Here is a 15,053-nt window from a genome sequence, read left to right as displayed (position 1 = left end):
TCCTCAAGAACCAGCCTGGGCGGCGTTCAACGTATCCTGCGCCACCGGCTCGGCCGCCATGCCGTCGCTCAGCTTGAGCTGGCCCGAGGTCACCACCCGATCGCCTTCCTGCAGGCCGCTGACGATCTCGACGCGCCCGTCGTTGCGCTCACCCACGGCGACCGAAACGCGTTTGACCGTCATGCCCTTTTCACCCTGCTGTGCCAGGAACACGGTATCGCCGTAGGCCGTGTAGGTCAGCGCCGTTTCCGGCACCGTCAACACCGCCACGCGCTGCTGCTGCGTGACGCGAATGCCGGCGTACATGCCGGCCTTCAGCAACCCCTGGCGGTTGGTCAACGTCGCCTGCACCTGCACGGTGCGGGATTTGCCGATCATCGGGTCGATAGCGGTAATGGCGGCAGGGAAAGCGCGATCGGGATACGCCCCAACCTGCACCGACACCGCCTGCCCCAGCGCCAGCCCGGCGCTGCTTTGTTCGTCCAGCGAGAAGTTGACGCGCAGCGTATCGGCGTCCACCAGGTTCGCCACCGCGTCGGCGGCGTTGAGGTATTGCCCTTCATGCACGCGGCGAATGCCGATGGTGCCGGCGAACGGCGCGCGGATCGCCTTTTGCGCGATTTTGGCCTGCGTTTCCTGCACCGCACCGAGCGCCATATCCCGTTCGGCCAGCGCATCGTCCAGCTGTTGCCGCGCGGTGGCGTTGAGGTTCATCAGCTTGCGCATGCGCGCCAACAGCAGATCGGCATTGCGCAATTGCGCCTGCAGGCGCACCAGCTCAGCCTGCTCGACCGCATCGTTGAGCTGCACCAGCAGTTGCCCCTGCCGCACCGTTTGGCCGGATTCGAACAGAATGCGCGTGATGCGGCCGCTGGTCTCCGCCGCCACAGCCACCTGGCTGGCCGCCTCCAGCTCGCCCACGCCGGCGTAACTGCGCGCCGCCTGTTCACGCAGGGCGGGCGCCAGCGCCACCTTCACCGGCGGATAGGCCGGCGCGCCTTCGTTTTGCCGCGCGGTGGATCGCATCGCAACGGCGGCGACGGCGAGCGCTGCCAGCAGCGCGGCAATAATGAGGTATCGTTTCATCATGTAACGGTTTCTTCCTGATTTTACAGCCAAAGCCATCCTTCCCCCGACGCAGCGCAGGCAGGTGACGAGAGATGCCGGTTGCCAAGCCCGGCTGGCTGCACTATAAAACCTCAGGTTAACTTGAGGTCAAGCTAAGGAACGTGGAATGGCAAGAAATGAACCGATTGACACCTATCGGCTATTGACCGTGGGGGAAGTGGCGAAGCGCAGCGGCGTGGCGGTATCCGCGCTGCACTTTTACGAAAGCAAGGGGCTGATTCAGGCAACGCGCAACGCCGGTAATCAGCGTCGCTACACGCCGGTGGTGTTGCGCTACATCGCGGTGATCAAAATCGCGCAAAGCGCGGGCATTCCGCTGGAGGAGATCCGCGCCACGCTGGGCCGCTTTCCTGCCGGCAGCAAGCTGACCGCCGAACAATGGGGAATTTTGTCCTCCGCCTGGCGCAAAACGCTGGATGAGCGCATTCAGCGGCTGACGGTGCTGCGCGACCATCTCGACAGCTGCATCGGTTGCGGCTGCCTGTCGCTCACCGACTGCCCGCTGCGCAACCCAAACGATATTTTGGGCCAACAGGGCGCCGGCGCGCATATTTTCGAACGCATGACGGAACACCGGTGAGCGAAACAGGTTGCGCACCGGTTATTCCGAGCCCGAACCTCTCAGGGATAGATGATGTTCAACGTGGCCGAGGTGTTGATTTCCCCCTGCGTGACGCCATCGCGCTGATAAGGGTAATAATAAGCCCCCATGCCGATGATGAAGTGACTGTTCAGGCTGCCGCCGGCGGCGACGTGAAACAGTGAGGTGGCGCTGCCGCGATCGACGTTGGAAGGCGACAGTACCACCGGCGAACTCGGCATGTCGCGCTTGACCAGGCGCAGCCCCACCCCTTGCGCCCCGCCCGCATTGGCATTGGTCAACACGCTGGCGTCGGAGGCCAGCAGGTTATTGCTGGACAGGAACATCTCAACGGCGCGATCGGCGATGCCTTCCTGCTGCATGTTCTGGCAGCTGATGTTCAGCGAGAACGGCGTGTAGCCGGGTTGGTTGTTACTCAGCACCTGCGCCACGCCCATTTTGGGCAATCTGACCGTCAGGCCGGCGTTGTCGAAACGGCAGGTGGTGGTTTTCGGCGCGTACTTGATGTTCATCGGCTGGCCATACATATCGCGATCGTCATAAGGCCAATTGCCGGTAAGCAACCAAGTGAGCAGTTTCCCCACCTGCTCCAGCAGCCAAAACGGTAACTCCAGTATGCCGATGCCGGTCACGTCACTCACCATTAAAGCATCATCGAGCATCAGTGTATCGCCCGGTACCACCCGCCCATCCTTAGGCTTTTGCACCAGAGAATAACGAATGGTCATCGGGGAATTTAATTCTGAAGCAGAGTGTTCCCCTCTCCCCCTCAACGTTCTGTCACTTATCTTGTTGGTGATTTCTGCGCGGACCCACTGTTGGCCATCGTTAAAACCGAAAATCGCGGCCTGCGAGTCTTTCGTCGGAAGTTTGATGGTGTAGGAAAAGTTGCTTTTGGACTTGCTGCAGTTAAAGGTGCCGGTGTACTGGGTATTGTATTGCGCCTCCCATACCGGCGTATTGGCGCTCAGCTTATCGGAAAGATCGACGAAAATCGGCGACGCAAACTCCACCCCCTTGCCATAGCAGGAAGCATAGCTATAGCCGCTGAACAGCCCAGACAGCAGCAGCAAAAAAATCAGCCTGATCATAGGTTCGGTTATCCTGTATTAGCGGCAAACGCCGGGCGACGCGTCGAGCGCCAGAGTCGGTTTGGCGATGCGGCAACGGCCGTCGCGCAGTTGCACCGTCAACGCCGTCGGCGGCTGTTCGGCGCGCAGGTACAGCACGCTGGCCTGGCCGACAAAGCCTATCGATCGGCCGTTTTCATCCAGCACTTCGGCACCGAACGGCAGCGGTGCGCCATCGGCACGCTGCGCTCGCAGCTGGAATGGCCGACGTGGGTCAGTCTCGAATTTCAGGTAGCTGACCGCACCGTAGTACGGCACGTGGTTGGCAACGTTGCCGCTGATTTCCGCCCCGCTGCTGTGGCCGGTATCCGACAGCGTGACCGAATTTTGCCGGTACGGCGTAGCATAAGGCACCAGCGCCAGGCCCTGCGCGTTGGTCACAATGCTTTCGTCGCCGTTGACCATCAGCCCTTCGGCCTGCGGCGCTTCGACCACCGTCATGGTGTTGCCGATTTCGTTCGACGCCAGCACATGCCAGGGGATCGCCACCAGGCTGCCGCGCGCGCTGAGGCCGCTCTGGCGATAGTCGTTGCCTTCGCTGTAGGAGACGCCGAGCGTCGAGAGGCGGGTGCGATAGGCCGCATTGAGGCCGGCCATGTTGTCTCCGCCGCTGCGATTGCTGCCGCTCAGCGAGTAGCTCAGGCGGTTGGATTCCAGCGCGTTGCCGCTCAGGCTGACCGTGCTTTGCTGATAGTGAGAGTCCGTCGCCGACAGGCCGGTGCTGAGATAAGCGTTGTTGTCGAACACCGACAGCGGCAGGCTGAACGACAGGTAATAACGCGTTTCTTCCTCACGCTGGCTATTACGCACCCGACTGGCGGAAACGGAGTAGCTGACGCGCCCCAGATTGTTGGAGTATCCCAGCTGGTATTCGCGGCTTTTCGCGTTGGCCGTCCAGTAATCGCGCTGGGAACCGGAGAAGAACAGCGTGCCCCACCCTTCGTTAAGACGCTGGTTCAGGTTAAGCGTAAAGGTATTTTTCGGCCGGGCGGAACGCAGCGCGTCCCAGGTGTTCATATCCAGTTCGGACACGCCCTCCTCGTCGCGCCAGCGGTCAAACTGCCGTTCCAGTTGGCGGTAGCCGTCATTGGAGTAAATGGCGTCGGTAAAGCTGTAGTAACCGCGGGTGGAGTAACGGTAGGCCGCCAGCGTGAAGTTGGTCGCGGTGACGTCGAGGAATTTACTGTAGGCAATACGGAAACTTTGCCCGCTTTCACGGCGGTTTTTCAGGCGGGTATCGGCATGCGTCAGGTCGATGGACACCGCCCCTATCGGCAGGTTCCAGCCACTGCCGAGCAGCCAGGCCTGATAGTCGTCGCTCAAAATGCTGCCGGCATAACCGGTCACCAGGTTGTTGAAACCGTACTGCAGGGTACCCTGCACAAAGCCGGGATCGTAATCGGTATTGCTTTCGTTCACCTTGCCGGCCAGCACGCTGTATTGGCTGACCCCCTGTTTCAACATGTTGGGTACGGCGGAAAACGGCACGCTGAACGACTGTTCGCGCCCATCCGCCTCTTTGACCGTCACCCACAGATCGCCCGCCGAGCCAGTCGGCTGAATGCTGTCGAGGGTAAAGGCGCCCGGCGGCACGTTTTCCTGGTAGATCACGTTGCCGTTCTGCATCACTTTCACCAGGGCGTTGGTTTGCGCCACGCCCCGCACGACCGGTGAAAAGCCCTGCTGCGAGTTGGGGCGCATGCTGATGTCCGACGCCAGCGCCACCCCGCGGATGCGTACCGAGTCGAACAGATCCCCCGGCGAATAAAAATCACCGGCGGTCAGGTTGGACTTGATGTCGGCGAAGCCGCGCTGCAGGTAGCGAGTGTTGTTCTGCCAGTGGCTCCCCCGCCCGCTGCCGTGGCGAAAGCTGCTGCTGTCGCGAAATTGCCAGCCGGCCAGATTGATCCCGGATTCCAACCCGGTATAAAAATCGTCATTGTTGCTGTGATTGCCGTCGCCGCGCGCCTCGGCGTGGTAGTACGTCGCGTTGTAAGCCAGCGTCAATGCGGAGATGCCGCGATTCCAGAAGGCCGGATCCACGTATCCCGCCTCCGACCGGTTGACCCGCGCCTGCGGCACCGTCAGCCGCAGGCTCAGCGCACCGACGTCCATATCGAACCGCCCACCCTGTACCAGCGTGGCGATCGACAGCGTCGTCAACGGTGCCTGGGGCCTCGGCAACTGACTCAGATCGATGCCCAGCCGCTGCGCATCCTGGTAGTCGATTTGGATATCGTCGCGTTGTGTGCCAAACAGCAGCGCATAGCGCCCTTTCCAGTCATGGTTGACATACACATCGATCTCCTGTCGGCCGGCAGGCATGTCATTATTGAGGTAAAAACGCGAGAGATCGGAATCGCGTGATTCGCCGGCCAACAGCGAAGTGTCGAACGTCACCGCCCAGGCCGTATCCGGCAACAAGAATGAAGAGGCGGTCAGCAGCGAGAGGACTTTTTTATTCAGCTTCATTGTTGTTCTTTCAGGTTAGTGTGCGGTGATGGCTTTAGACTTGTAAGCCCCCAGATCGTCGATATACATCAGGTCATAACGGACGTTTTTACTGACCGATCGTTTGCTGGCAGCAAACTGGGAGGAAAACGGCGCGACCATCAGCGAATCAACCAGCAGATGCTTGTCCGTACCCTGGCCGATATTCGCTACCGTGATGAAATACGGGCTGTTGTTGATGACGTTGAACCCTTTGCCATTGGCTTGCAGCGTCAGTTTTTCCATCGCGTTTTCTACGCCGCGGGTTAGCGTCTGCGGGCGGTAGAACAGCTTGATGCGTGACTTGATCGCCAACTGCAGCGTATTGGTGCCCTGGAGGTTTTCTGGCGTCGGCGGGATATCCAGCACGTTGAGATAGAACACCGATTCGCGATCCGCCGCCAATGCGGCGCCGACTTTCTGAATGCGCAGCTGCTGCCCGCTGTTGCCGTTCACTTTCACCACCGGCGGCGACAGCAAAAACGGCACGTTGGCGGTTTCCGGGGTGGAATTGATATCGCCGTCGTCGATCCAGGCCTGAACCAGTGAGGGATCGGCGCCGTTATTCAGCAGTTGGACAATCACATCCTTGTTGTTTGCCGGGTAGATCACCCGCGTCCCGTTAACCACCACATTGGCCTGGGCACCAACGGAACCGAGCAACAACGCCGCTATCATCATGTATTTTTTCATCGTTCCCCCGGGTGGCCAGGCCCATCAAGGGCCTGGCTGTCAGCGCGATTACAGGTAAGAAATGGTGTAAGTCACGTTGGAGCTCAGAGCGCCCACTTTTGCCGCTTCGGCGTTGGTTTTGTAGTAGTACGCGTCCAACGTCAGGGTTTCTGAATCCGGTGCCGCTTTGTCGCCCATGATGTCGGTGACATAAGGCACGTTCAGCTGGATGGGGGTGGAAGAACCGGTTTCCGCCAGAGAGAAGCCCACGTTCTTCGCGACGGAAGCGTCGTTCTCGTTGACCGAGTTGTTCAGCAAATATTTGCCGTCGGTGGAGATGTTATCCGCCGAGGAGAAGTAGATTTTCAGCGGAGTGCCTGCGGTACCGGCCGCCGGCGAACAGCCGGAGAAGGTCAGCGAGAAGGACTTCTTGTTCTTGGTGATTGGCCCAACGGTGTTACCCGCGTCAGTCACCGAGATCGGGCTCAGCGCTACGGTGAAATCCGCGCTCTTGCCGCCGTTAATCGTACAGGTGGTGTCGGTAATGGCGCCGGTAAAGTTAATGACGCCACCGGCGGAATTGTCTTCAGCAAAAGCCACTGGCGCAGCGACCGCAGCCGCCATGATTGCAACAGAAAGCATCTTCTTCATCATGAGATAAAACTCCATAACAGTTTGGTTTGAGGGAATAAATAAAAAACGGCCGCTGCCGGCGGGATGAAATAATCCCTCCCCGTAATACAGAGGCAAAAGGGTGAACACATTCCTGTTTTTATAAAATCAAGCCATCGAGTTATTCGTCAGCCGGTAATGAAAACGGTGAACATAACGATTTCTAGATAACCTCCGAGAAACCGGATGAAATCTCCAATAAGTTGTGCACTCGATTTTTCAACCCCATTTTGCGTAACGCACTGCATTTCTGCGTGCTGACCGTTTTTACGCTTTTATCAAGAATTCGGGAAACCTGAGTCACCGTATAGCCGAAGGAAAGCAAATGGAGCGTTTCCACCTCACTTTCCGTCAGGCGGTTTTTCGTATTGCGAACCGTTCCGCCCTCAACGTCTCCATTTAATGCAGAGCACTGCGTGACCTTATCCACCAGAAAAGAAAACTCTTTACTCATACCGGGGATACTGATTTTTTTATCGAGCACAACCACATCACGCGAGACGGAACGGAATAAAAGACGGCGTTTTTCTTCCGTCGTCAAAAAAACCTTTACGCCATGAATAGCAGACAATAATGTCATCGCCATGCTAAAGCGCAGCATGCTTTTTACCGCATCATCGACGATCAGAATATCGTGGCAATTACGCCCCATAGCCAAAGGCAGATCGTCGTAGTAGGCAATAACGTGATCTTTATGAAAAATCCTTGGCATCAATATTCTTTTTATCGCCTCTCTGAAAAAGATGTTTTCAGATACGATACCGATACTGAGCATACTTCCTCCATCCATGGCTAAGGATAACGGCGATACCTTGCACTAAATACCCGCCGTCTTCTTGGAAAATTCGCATTGCCGTTCGGGAGCAAACAATAAGCGACTGGCACGTAAACCGGTGTCGTAAAACACTAAGATAATTCTGCATCAAACCATTAACAACAGGAACATTATTTTTATTAACGTAAATTTTAATTATTATAATCTATAAAACATTGCATTTTCAGAATTTAACACCAAAAAAGACCAACAAGAGGGTAATTCACCGCACATTCCTTTCGCCGGAAAAATAAAAAAAGACCTGAATTATTTATGTTTTCCGTCCGGAACCTTGACCTCTCCGAAGTTTCACTAAATACTAGCCGCGAACTGGAAGCCTATATCATTATAAAAACCTGAATACATGAAATATATTATCGACCTCTGCGTTATCTATGACGCAAACGCGTGTCGTCTCCAACTCATTGACAATGATGAGTCATCGATACGGATATCCAACCCGGCTTCACGCCTGTTAATTGAAATGCTGACTCATCCGAATATCCCATTGAAACGTGAGATGTTGATAAAAAAGGTATGGGAAGAGTATGGTTTTTCAGGCTCATCGATCAGCCTCAATGTGGCCGTCAGTGAAATAAGGAAAGCATTCAAACTGCTGGGGAGAGAAACCTCCCCCATAAAGACCCTGGCGAAAGTCGGCTTTTGCTTTACCGCCATGATTGATATTTATCCATCACCGCAGACAACCGTGAACGAAACGCCGCCCTCTTCCACATCAGAGCCGCTTTCGCCTCCCCAGCCGGTTGTCGGATCTCATATCACGTCACCGCAGAAGAAGGTAAAGATTAGCGCTATTGCCGCTATCTGCGGCGTATGTATTCCGCTGTTGTTCATCGCGGCCTTCTATCCTATTGAACCGCCCGATCAACCGAGAGAAAAGTTAGTTCCGCTAGGAAAAAAAGACCGCTGCACCTTGTATTCTCTGGATGCGGACAAGCATATTGATGACAATCTGGAAAAAAGCATGGTTAACCAAGCGTTAGAGAGCAGCGGCGTCGATTGCATCAACAGCAAGGCGGATATCTATTTCTCCTCCGTAAAGCACACGTTGACTTATAACACCTTTCTCGGTGTGTGTTATCTCAGTGCGCAAGATCAATATACCCAGTGTGTCACCTACAAAATTCTCAACGGAAAATAAATGGCCGCATTGCACAATCCCAAAATACTGATTATCGGATTTTTGGCGGTGATCCTCTTCATTGTCCTGTTTCGCGTTTTAACACCCGCCGCACCTGTGCATATGAATTGCCAGGCCGATACGATAACTAAAAAACGATTAGCTTCAGGCGATGACCTGGAATTAAAAGTGACGGGCAGTTTATTCATCTATGACGAACACCATGCCATGATCGTGCAGCGCGGGGACATTACCGTAAGAGGAAAAACCTATAGCCTGGATAGAAAAATAAACTTAGAGATAAGGAGGTTAGCTCACGGGTTTTACATGACTACCCACCGAGAAATCAGCAAAACCCCCGACGACAACGCACCGGACGAACTGACCAAAGAAATCCCCATGATCTCTCTCGGCATTAAGAACGGCGTTTTTTCGATGCGTAAAGTTCGGCAGGATGCGTACATCGTTCATGGCGTGCTTTTCCCGGTCACGCTATGCCGTTAACGTGAAAACAGAATGTAATGGAGAGGCAGAAACAGTACAAAGGGCGCGTTTATGGCAAACACGCCCCAGATACCGATTGGGGAGGGACTATTTTACCGACATATCCGTGCGGACGATGCCGTGATTCTTCATCACCTCTTCCATGGTGAGGTTCTCATCATACGGCTTATCATCCACCACGACGTCTTGCGGGCGCACATAGGGTTTGGTCGCGCGTTTGAACATCCACCACCACACGAACACCAGGAAAGCGCCGGACTTCAAAAATATCATGGTCCATAGGGCGACTTGATACCAGTTCATCTCTGTCTCCATAAGAGCATTAAGCGAAATTGATAAGGTGGCGTTGATTATCACCCCGGCGGCGCCTGGCAGCAGCAGGCATCCGGGCAGCCAACCTTGATGACCGCATAATCTCACCGATGCGTGGCCCTTATCAATAGCCGATCGCGTTTCCTGCAAAAGCGCCCCAGTTTCTGGCACGCAAAAGCAAAAAACCCCGTGCTCAGAGAGCACGGGGTCAGAATGTATGGCGGAGGAGCAGAGATTCGAACTCTGGAACGGTTTCCCGTCGACGGTTTTCAAGACCGTTGCCTTCAGCCACTCGGCCACCCCTCCGCAACGACGCGCACTATAAACAGACCTCATTCGCTTGTAAAGCCCAAGCGCGTTCAACCGCGCGAAAAATCGGCGAAGGCGCAGCAAACGGCGAACAAACGCGCACCTCCCCCCGCTGTTGCCGTAATGATAACTAAGGGTAAAGATTGGTAAACAAACTTTAATCAAGCGCTTGCGCTGCCTATTATCGGGATTATTTTGTGATGGCTTGATAAGAGAGAGCATTATGGACCGCATTGTCGTCTCATCTTCTTCGCGCGACTCGCTGCTCAGCACGCATAAAGTCCTGCGCAACACCTATTTCCTGTTATCCCTGACCCTGGCCTTCTCAGCCCTGACCGCAACCGCCAGCACGATGCTGGGTCTGCCGGCTCCGGGTCTGCTGCTGATGCTGGTCGGTTTCTATGGCCTGATGTTCCTGACCCATAAACTGGCCAACAGCCCGGCGGGCATTCTGGCGGCGTTCGCGCTGACCGGTTTCATGGGATACGCCCTTGGCCCAATCCTCAGCTCGTTCCTGAACGCCGGCGCGGGCGACCTGATCATGCTGGCGCTGGGCGGTACCGCAGCCGTCTTCTTCTGCTGCTCGGCGTATGTGCTGACCACCCGTAAAGACATGTCGTTCCTGTCCGGCATGATGATGGCCGGTTTTGTGGTGCTGCTGGTGGCGGTGATCGCCAACCTGTTCCTGCAGATCCCTGCCCTGCACCTGGCTATCAGCGCGCTGTTCATCCTGTTCTCTGCCGGCGCGATCCTGTGGGAAACCAGCAACATCATTCACGGCGGCGAGACCAACTACATTCGCGCCACCGTTAGCCTGTACGTGTCGCTCTACAACATGTTCATCAGCCTGTTGAGCATTCTGGGCTTCGCCCGCAGCAACTGATCGCACGTTACGCATGCCTTCCTGGCCCCGCTCCGGCGGGGCTTTGTTTTTTGCGGCCGAAAAAATTTGCTAAACTGGCGGCCGTTCCGAATTATCCGTTATCGAGGCAGTATGTTGGAGTTTGAAGGTCAGGTTATCGACACTGACGCGCAGGGCTATCTGAAAAACAGCGCCGACTGGCATGAAGGACTGGCGCCACTGCTGGCGGCACAGGAAGAGATCGTGCTCACCGAAGCACACTGGGAAGTGGTGCGCTTCGTGCGCAACTTCTATCAGGAATTTAACACCTCCCCGGCGATTCGCATGCTGGTCAAGGCCATGGCGCAAAAATACGGCGAAGAAAAAGGCAACAGCCGCTATCTGTATCGCCTGTTCCCGAAAGGGCCGGCTAAACAAGCCACCAAGATCGCCGGATTGCCGAAACCGGTAAAATGCATCTGACCGCTCCGCCCGCAGCGCCGCTGCAGCCCGGCATTCAATAGCGAATGCCAAACCCGGCGTAATCGACCACGCCCTGCGGCTCCACCAGCACGCGTTCGACGCGCGCGCTGCGCGGGCCGCCCTGTTTCAACCACGCCACCAGCTTGTCCACCTGCGCCTGCGTGCCGCAGGCCACCACCTGAACGCTGCCGTCATCAAGGTTGCGCGCATAGCCGGTCACCCCCAGCGCCTCGGCCTGCCGCTGTGTGGAATAGCGGAACCCGACCCCCTGCACCACGCCATACACATACGCAGCTATGCAAACTTGTGTCATAATCGCCCCCTTATTCAGTTTTCGTTATGGCATTGCCGTGCTTTTGCACCGCCGTGTCACTCTTTTTCTCCTAGCTGGCAGCATTATTAATTATGACCGTACGCCTGTTTCTCGCCAAAGGACGTGAAAAGTCCTTACTCCGTCGCCACCCTTGGGTGTTCTCCGGCGCCGTTCAACGCGTTGAGGGCAAAGCCCACTCCGGTGAAACCATCGATATTCTCGACAGCCAGGGAAAATGGCTGGCGCGCGGCGCCTATTCGCCCGAGTCGCAGATCCGCGCACGCGTCTGGACCTTCCAGTCAGATGAAGAGATTAACATCGATTTCTTCATCCGCCGCCTGCAGCAAGCGCAAAGCTGGCGCGATTGGGTCGCGCAGCGCGACGGTCTGGACGGATACCGCCTGATCGCCGGCGAGTCCGACGGCCTGCCGGGCATCACTATCGATCGTTTCCAGAATTTCCTGGTGCTGCAGCTGCTGTCCGCCGGTGCCGAATACCAGCGCCCGGCCCTGCTTTCCGCCCTGCAACATTGCTACCCGGAATGTTCGATCTACGATCGCTCCGACGTTGCAGTGCGCAAAAAAGAAGGCCTGCCGCTGGCACAGGGCCCGGTGCTGGGCGATCTGCCCCCGGAACTGCTGCCGATCACCGAACACGGCATGAAGCTGCTGGTGGACATTCAGCAGGGGCACAAGACCGGTTTCTACCTCGACCAGCGCGACAGCCGCCTGGCGGCGCGCAATTACTCCGCCGGCCGTCGGGTGCTGAACTGCTTCTCCTACACCGGCGCCTTCGCCGTTTCCGCTCTGATGGGCGGCTGCGCGCAGGTAATCAGCGTGGATACCTCGCAGGCGGCGCTGGATATCGCCCGGCAGAACGTCGAGCTCAACAAGCTGGATCTGAGCAAAGCGGAGTTCGTCCGCGATGACGTGTTCCAACTGCTGCGCAACTACCGCACCCAGGGCGAGAAATTCGATCTGATCATCATGGATCCGCCGAAGTTCGTCGAGAACAAAAACCAGCTGGCTAGCGCCTGCCGCGGCTACAAAGACATCAACATGCTGGCGCTGCAGCTGCTGAATCCGGGCGGCATTCTGCTCAGCTTCTCCTGCTCCGGCCTGATGCCGACCGACCTGTTCCAGAAAATTTTGGCCGACGCCGCTGTAGATGCCGGACGTGATGTACAATTTATAGAGCAGTTCCGGCAGGCTGCCGATCACCCGGTGATCGCCACGTATCCTGAGGGGCTGTACCTGAAAGGATTCGCTTGTCGGGTGATGTAACTTGAAATGCGCTGCCTTGCCCCCATATATGAGCAAGGCATTGTTTCTCAGGAGGTCATCATGATTGCCAGCAAATTCGGTATCGGACAACAGGTTAGGCATAAACTGCTGGGGTATTTGGGTGTCGTGATCGATATCGACCCGGAATACTCTTTGGAACAACCCAAAGCTGACGAGATAGCGGCGAACGATGAACTGCGTTCCGCCCCTTGGTACCACGTGGTGATGGAAGACGAGGAAGGCCAACCGGTACACACCTATCTGGCGGAAGCACAGCTGGATAGCGAAGCCCAGGAGGCACACCCCGAGCAACCATCGCTGGATGAACTGGCGGAATCCATCCGCCACCAGCTACAGGCGCCACGCTTGCGCAATTGACCGCGCCAAGACCTGAGAAACCCGAGAGGGCCTGGCATCGCGCCAGGCCCTTTTTATTCAGCGCTCCAGCCCCAAACGCGGAATGTCGATTTTCGGACAGCGATCCATCACCACGCGCAGCCCGGCCTGTTGCGCCAGCTCCGCCGCCTGATCGTTAATCACGCCAATCTGCAGCCACAGCGCCTTGGCGCCGATCGCTATCGCCTCTTGCGCCACGCCGTAAGCCGCCTCCGAATTGCGAAACACGTCAACCATATCCACCGGCTGCGGTATAGCGGCCAGCGTAGCGTAAACCGGCTGCCCCAGCAGCGTCTGCCCCGCCAGTTTTGGGCTGACCGGGATCACCTGGTAGCCTTGCGCCAACAGATATGCCATCACCCCATAGCTGGGCCGCGACGGGTTATCGCTGGCACCGACCAGCGCGATAGTTTTCACCTGCTGCAACAGCTCGATAATCTCTTGATCTTGCATCTTTCAACTCCCGTTTATCACACCGCCACTCTCCGCTTCGAGTGTAACCGATCGGCACCCGCTCGGCTAAACGCAACGCGAGGGAAACTTCAGCGCAATCTTATGGTCAGAGGCTGTCGCGGTTCAGCTGCTCATGGTCGTGTCTAATCGCGATAAAATATGTAAAAATGTAAACATAACGCCCGATTGAAAAATTTTGACACAACCTGTGCCGTGTTCAACACTTAGAGCTACGTCACTTTATAAGGAGATAATGATGAAATTTGGTCTGGTGGTTGCGGCGTTGCTCAGCATCAGCATGCCTGCCGCGGCTACGACCCTGAAACTCTCCCCGGACATCGACCTGCTGGTGGTCGACGGCAAGAAAATGACAGGTTCGTTGTTAAAAGGCGCCGACAGTCTTGAACTGGATGGCGGACAGCACCAGCTGCTGTTTAAAGTGACCAAAAACGTCCGCGCCGGCCAGCATACGCAGGCCTATGCTTCCCTGCCGCTGGTTGCCTCCTTCAATACGCAAAAGATCAGCCAGGTGGCGATCGAACTGCCGCGCATCGAGAACGATCGCGATGCGCAACGCTTTGACAAGACGTTGAATTATCTGGTGGTCGATAAAGACGGCAACGCCCTGCCGTTCCGGCATGACGTGCTGCATCCCGACAGCGTCACCTTCAATGCCGATTTGGAAAAGGTGATGACAGATTACAACCGCCAGAATCGCTCCGCCTCCGTCGCGGCCTTCGTTCAGGCGAACGCCGATAATCCCTCAACGCCCTCGCTGGCCGGCACGCCGCTGAACGCTCCAACGGTCACGCTGAAAGGGGAAAACGTGTCGGAACAGATGCTGCAATATTGGTTCCAGCAAGCCGACAAGGAAACACAGAAGCGTTTTCTGCGGTGGGCCAATAAACAACCGGTTCGCTGATCCTTCCCGGCGTCTTTCCCCGCAAAGGCGCCTTTTCTTCGCATTTTCAAGCGCAAACGCTAGGCAGTGAAAAACAGTTTCAGTAATCTGTCGCACATCCCCGATTAGCGAAGGACACCGAGATGGAATTGACCACCCGCACTATCGCCGCGCGCAAACACATTGCGCTGGTGGCGCACGATCACCGCAAACAGGCCCTGTTGGAGTGGGTAGAGAGCCACAAGAGCATTTTGGCGCAGCACCAGCTGTACGCCACCGGCACCACCGGTAACCTGATCCAGCGCGCCAGCGGCATTCCGGTCACCAGCATGCTGAGTGGCCCCATGGGGGGTGATCAGCAGGTTGGCGCATTGATTGCGGAAGGCAAGATAGACATGCTGATCTTCTTCTGGGATCCGCTGAACGCGGTACCGCACGATCCGGACGTGAAGGCGCTTCTGCGGCTGGCGACCGTATGGAATATCCCGGTGGCCACCAACCGCTCGACCGCGGACTTTCTGATCGACTCTCCGCTGTTCAAAAGCGAGGTGGAGATCGCCATCCCCGACTATCAGCGCTATCTGCAAGAGCGCCTGAAATAGTCCTCGCG

General features: G+C 56.5%; 18 protein-coding genes and 1 tRNA gene. 9 read left to right on the top strand and 10 right to left on the bottom strand.

Annotated elements, in window-relative coordinates:
- Positions 1-3: 3 nt before the first annotated feature.
- Positions 4-1,089 carry an efflux RND transporter periplasmic adaptor subunit gene (locus tag V8N38_RS08770; RefSeq protein ID WP_060440252.1) on the bottom strand — a complete coding sequence of 362 codons (1,086 nt, stop codon included), beginning with the start codon at positions 1,087-1,089 and terminating at the stop codon, positions 4-6.
- 145 nt (positions 1,090-1,234) lie between these two features.
- Here V8N38_RS08770 and soxR point away from each other — a divergent pair, with 145 nt between their 5' ends.
- Positions 1,235-1,708, top strand: a complete 474-nt coding sequence (soxR, locus tag V8N38_RS08765; RefSeq protein WP_087762292.1) for a redox-sensitive transcriptional activator SoxR — start codon at positions 1,235-1,237, stop codon at positions 1,706-1,708.
- 41 nt (positions 1,709-1,749) lie between these two features.
- On the opposite strand, the gene V8N38_RS08760 is transcribed toward soxR, so the two are convergent.
- From V8N38_RS08760 to V8N38_RS08740, 5 genes are all read right to left on the bottom strand, one after another.
- Entirely contained in the window at positions 1,750-2,820 is a 1,071-nt protein-coding gene (locus V8N38_RS08760) for a fimbrial protein (RefSeq protein ID WP_087762291.1), read from the bottom strand.
- Between the two features lie 18 nt (positions 2,821-2,838).
- A complete protein-coding gene (locus V8N38_RS08755; protein ID WP_060440255.1) occupies positions 2,839-5,331 on the bottom strand; it encodes a fimbria/pilus outer membrane usher protein in 2,493 nt (830 codons plus the stop codon).
- 15 nt (positions 5,332-5,346) lie between these two features.
- Positions 5,347-6,042, bottom strand: a complete 696-nt coding sequence (locus tag V8N38_RS08750; protein WP_060440256.1) for a molecular chaperone — start codon at positions 6,040-6,042, stop codon at positions 5,347-5,349.
- A 48-nt stretch (positions 6,043-6,090) separates the two neighbouring features.
- Positions 6,091-6,675 carry a fimbrial protein gene (locus tag V8N38_RS08745; RefSeq protein ID WP_038875270.1) on the bottom strand — a complete coding sequence of 195 codons (585 nt, stop codon included), beginning with the start codon at positions 6,673-6,675 and terminating at the stop codon, positions 6,091-6,093.
- 181 nt (positions 6,676-6,856) lie between these two features.
- Complete coding sequence (locus V8N38_RS08740; protein ID WP_060440257.1) at positions 6,857-7,468, bottom strand: response regulator transcription factor; 612 nt, start codon at positions 7,466-7,468, stop codon at positions 6,857-6,859.
- 403 nt (positions 7,469-7,871) lie between these two features.
- Here V8N38_RS08740 and V8N38_RS08735 point away from each other — a divergent pair, with 403 nt between their 5' ends.
- Together V8N38_RS08735 and V8N38_RS08730 are read left to right on the top strand one after the other, a co-directional pair.
- Positions 7,872-8,669, top strand: a complete 798-nt coding sequence (locus tag V8N38_RS08735) for a winged helix-turn-helix domain-containing protein (protein WP_147839487.1) — start codon at positions 7,872-7,874, stop codon at positions 8,667-8,669.
- On the top strand, positions 8,670-9,152 hold the full coding sequence (locus V8N38_RS08730; RefSeq protein ID WP_147839488.1) for a hypothetical protein: 483 nt from the start codon (positions 8,670-8,672) through the stop codon (positions 9,150-9,152).
- Between the two features lie 87 nt (positions 9,153-9,239).
- On the opposite strand, the gene V8N38_RS08725 is transcribed toward V8N38_RS08730, so the two are convergent.
- The gene (locus V8N38_RS08725) at positions 9,240-9,455 is read right to left on the bottom strand and encodes a hypothetical protein (protein WP_038875263.1); all 216 of its coding nucleotides are present in this window, start codon (positions 9,453-9,455) and stop codon (positions 9,240-9,242) included.
- Positions 9,456-9,682: 227 nt separating this feature from the next.
- Positions 9,683-9,770 (bottom strand) — tRNA-Ser (locus tag V8N38_RS08720).
- Positions 9,771-9,996: 226 nt separating this feature from the next.
- Between V8N38_RS08720 and yccA the strand changes: the two genes are divergently transcribed.
- A complete protein-coding gene (gene yccA / locus V8N38_RS08715) occupies positions 9,997-10,656 on the top strand; it encodes an FtsH protease modulator YccA (protein ID WP_004928091.1) in 660 nt (219 codons plus the stop codon).
- A 111-nt stretch (positions 10,657-10,767) separates the two neighbouring features.
- On the top strand, positions 10,768-11,097 hold the full coding sequence (gene tusE, locus V8N38_RS08710; protein ID WP_100396514.1) for a sulfurtransferase TusE: 330 nt from the start codon (positions 10,768-10,770) through the stop codon (positions 11,095-11,097).
- 34 nt (positions 11,098-11,131) lie between these two features.
- On the opposite strand, the gene yccX is transcribed toward tusE, so the two are convergent.
- Positions 11,132-11,410, bottom strand: coding sequence for an acylphosphatase (gene yccX / locus V8N38_RS08705; protein ID WP_060419652.1), 279 nt, complete (start codon positions 11,408-11,410; stop codon positions 11,132-11,134).
- A 92-nt stretch (positions 11,411-11,502) separates the two neighbouring features.
- Here yccX and rlmI point away from each other — a divergent pair, with 92 nt between their 5' ends.
- Together rlmI and hspQ are read left to right on the top strand one after the other, a co-directional pair.
- The gene (gene rlmI, locus V8N38_RS08700; RefSeq protein ID WP_087762288.1) at positions 11,503-12,693 is read left to right on the top strand and encodes a 23S rRNA (cytosine(1962)-C(5))-methyltransferase RlmI; all 1,191 of its coding nucleotides are present in this window, start codon (positions 11,503-11,505) and stop codon (positions 12,691-12,693) included.
- Between the two features lie 60 nt (positions 12,694-12,753).
- Positions 12,754-13,071, top strand: coding sequence for a heat shock protein HspQ (gene hspQ / locus V8N38_RS08695; RefSeq protein WP_033637900.1), 318 nt, complete (start codon positions 12,754-12,756; stop codon positions 13,069-13,071).
- 57 nt (positions 13,072-13,128) lie between these two features.
- On the opposite strand, the gene V8N38_RS08690 is transcribed toward hspQ, so the two are convergent.
- The gene (locus tag V8N38_RS08690; protein ID WP_060419657.1) at positions 13,129-13,542 is read right to left on the bottom strand and encodes a CoA-binding protein; all 414 of its coding nucleotides are present in this window, start codon (positions 13,540-13,542) and stop codon (positions 13,129-13,131) included.
- A 256-nt stretch (positions 13,543-13,798) separates the two neighbouring features.
- Between V8N38_RS08690 and V8N38_RS08685 the strand changes: the two genes are divergently transcribed.
- A complete protein-coding gene (locus V8N38_RS08685) occupies positions 13,799-14,464 on the top strand; it encodes a DUF2057 family protein (protein WP_060419659.1) in 666 nt (221 codons plus the stop codon).
- Between the two features lie 122 nt (positions 14,465-14,586).
- Entirely contained in the window at positions 14,587-15,045 is a 459-nt protein-coding gene (locus tag V8N38_RS08680; protein ID WP_060440261.1) for a methylglyoxal synthase, read from the top strand.
- The last annotated feature ends 8 nt before the right edge of the window (positions 15,046-15,053 follow it).

It is taken from the genome of Serratia nevei, assembly GCF_037948395.1.
Classification (GTDB): domain Bacteria; phylum Pseudomonadota; class Gammaproteobacteria; order Enterobacterales; family Enterobacteriaceae; genus Serratia; species Serratia nevei.
Note: the sequence above shows the minus strand (reverse complement) of the source record. Positions and strands in the feature narration are given on the sequence as shown.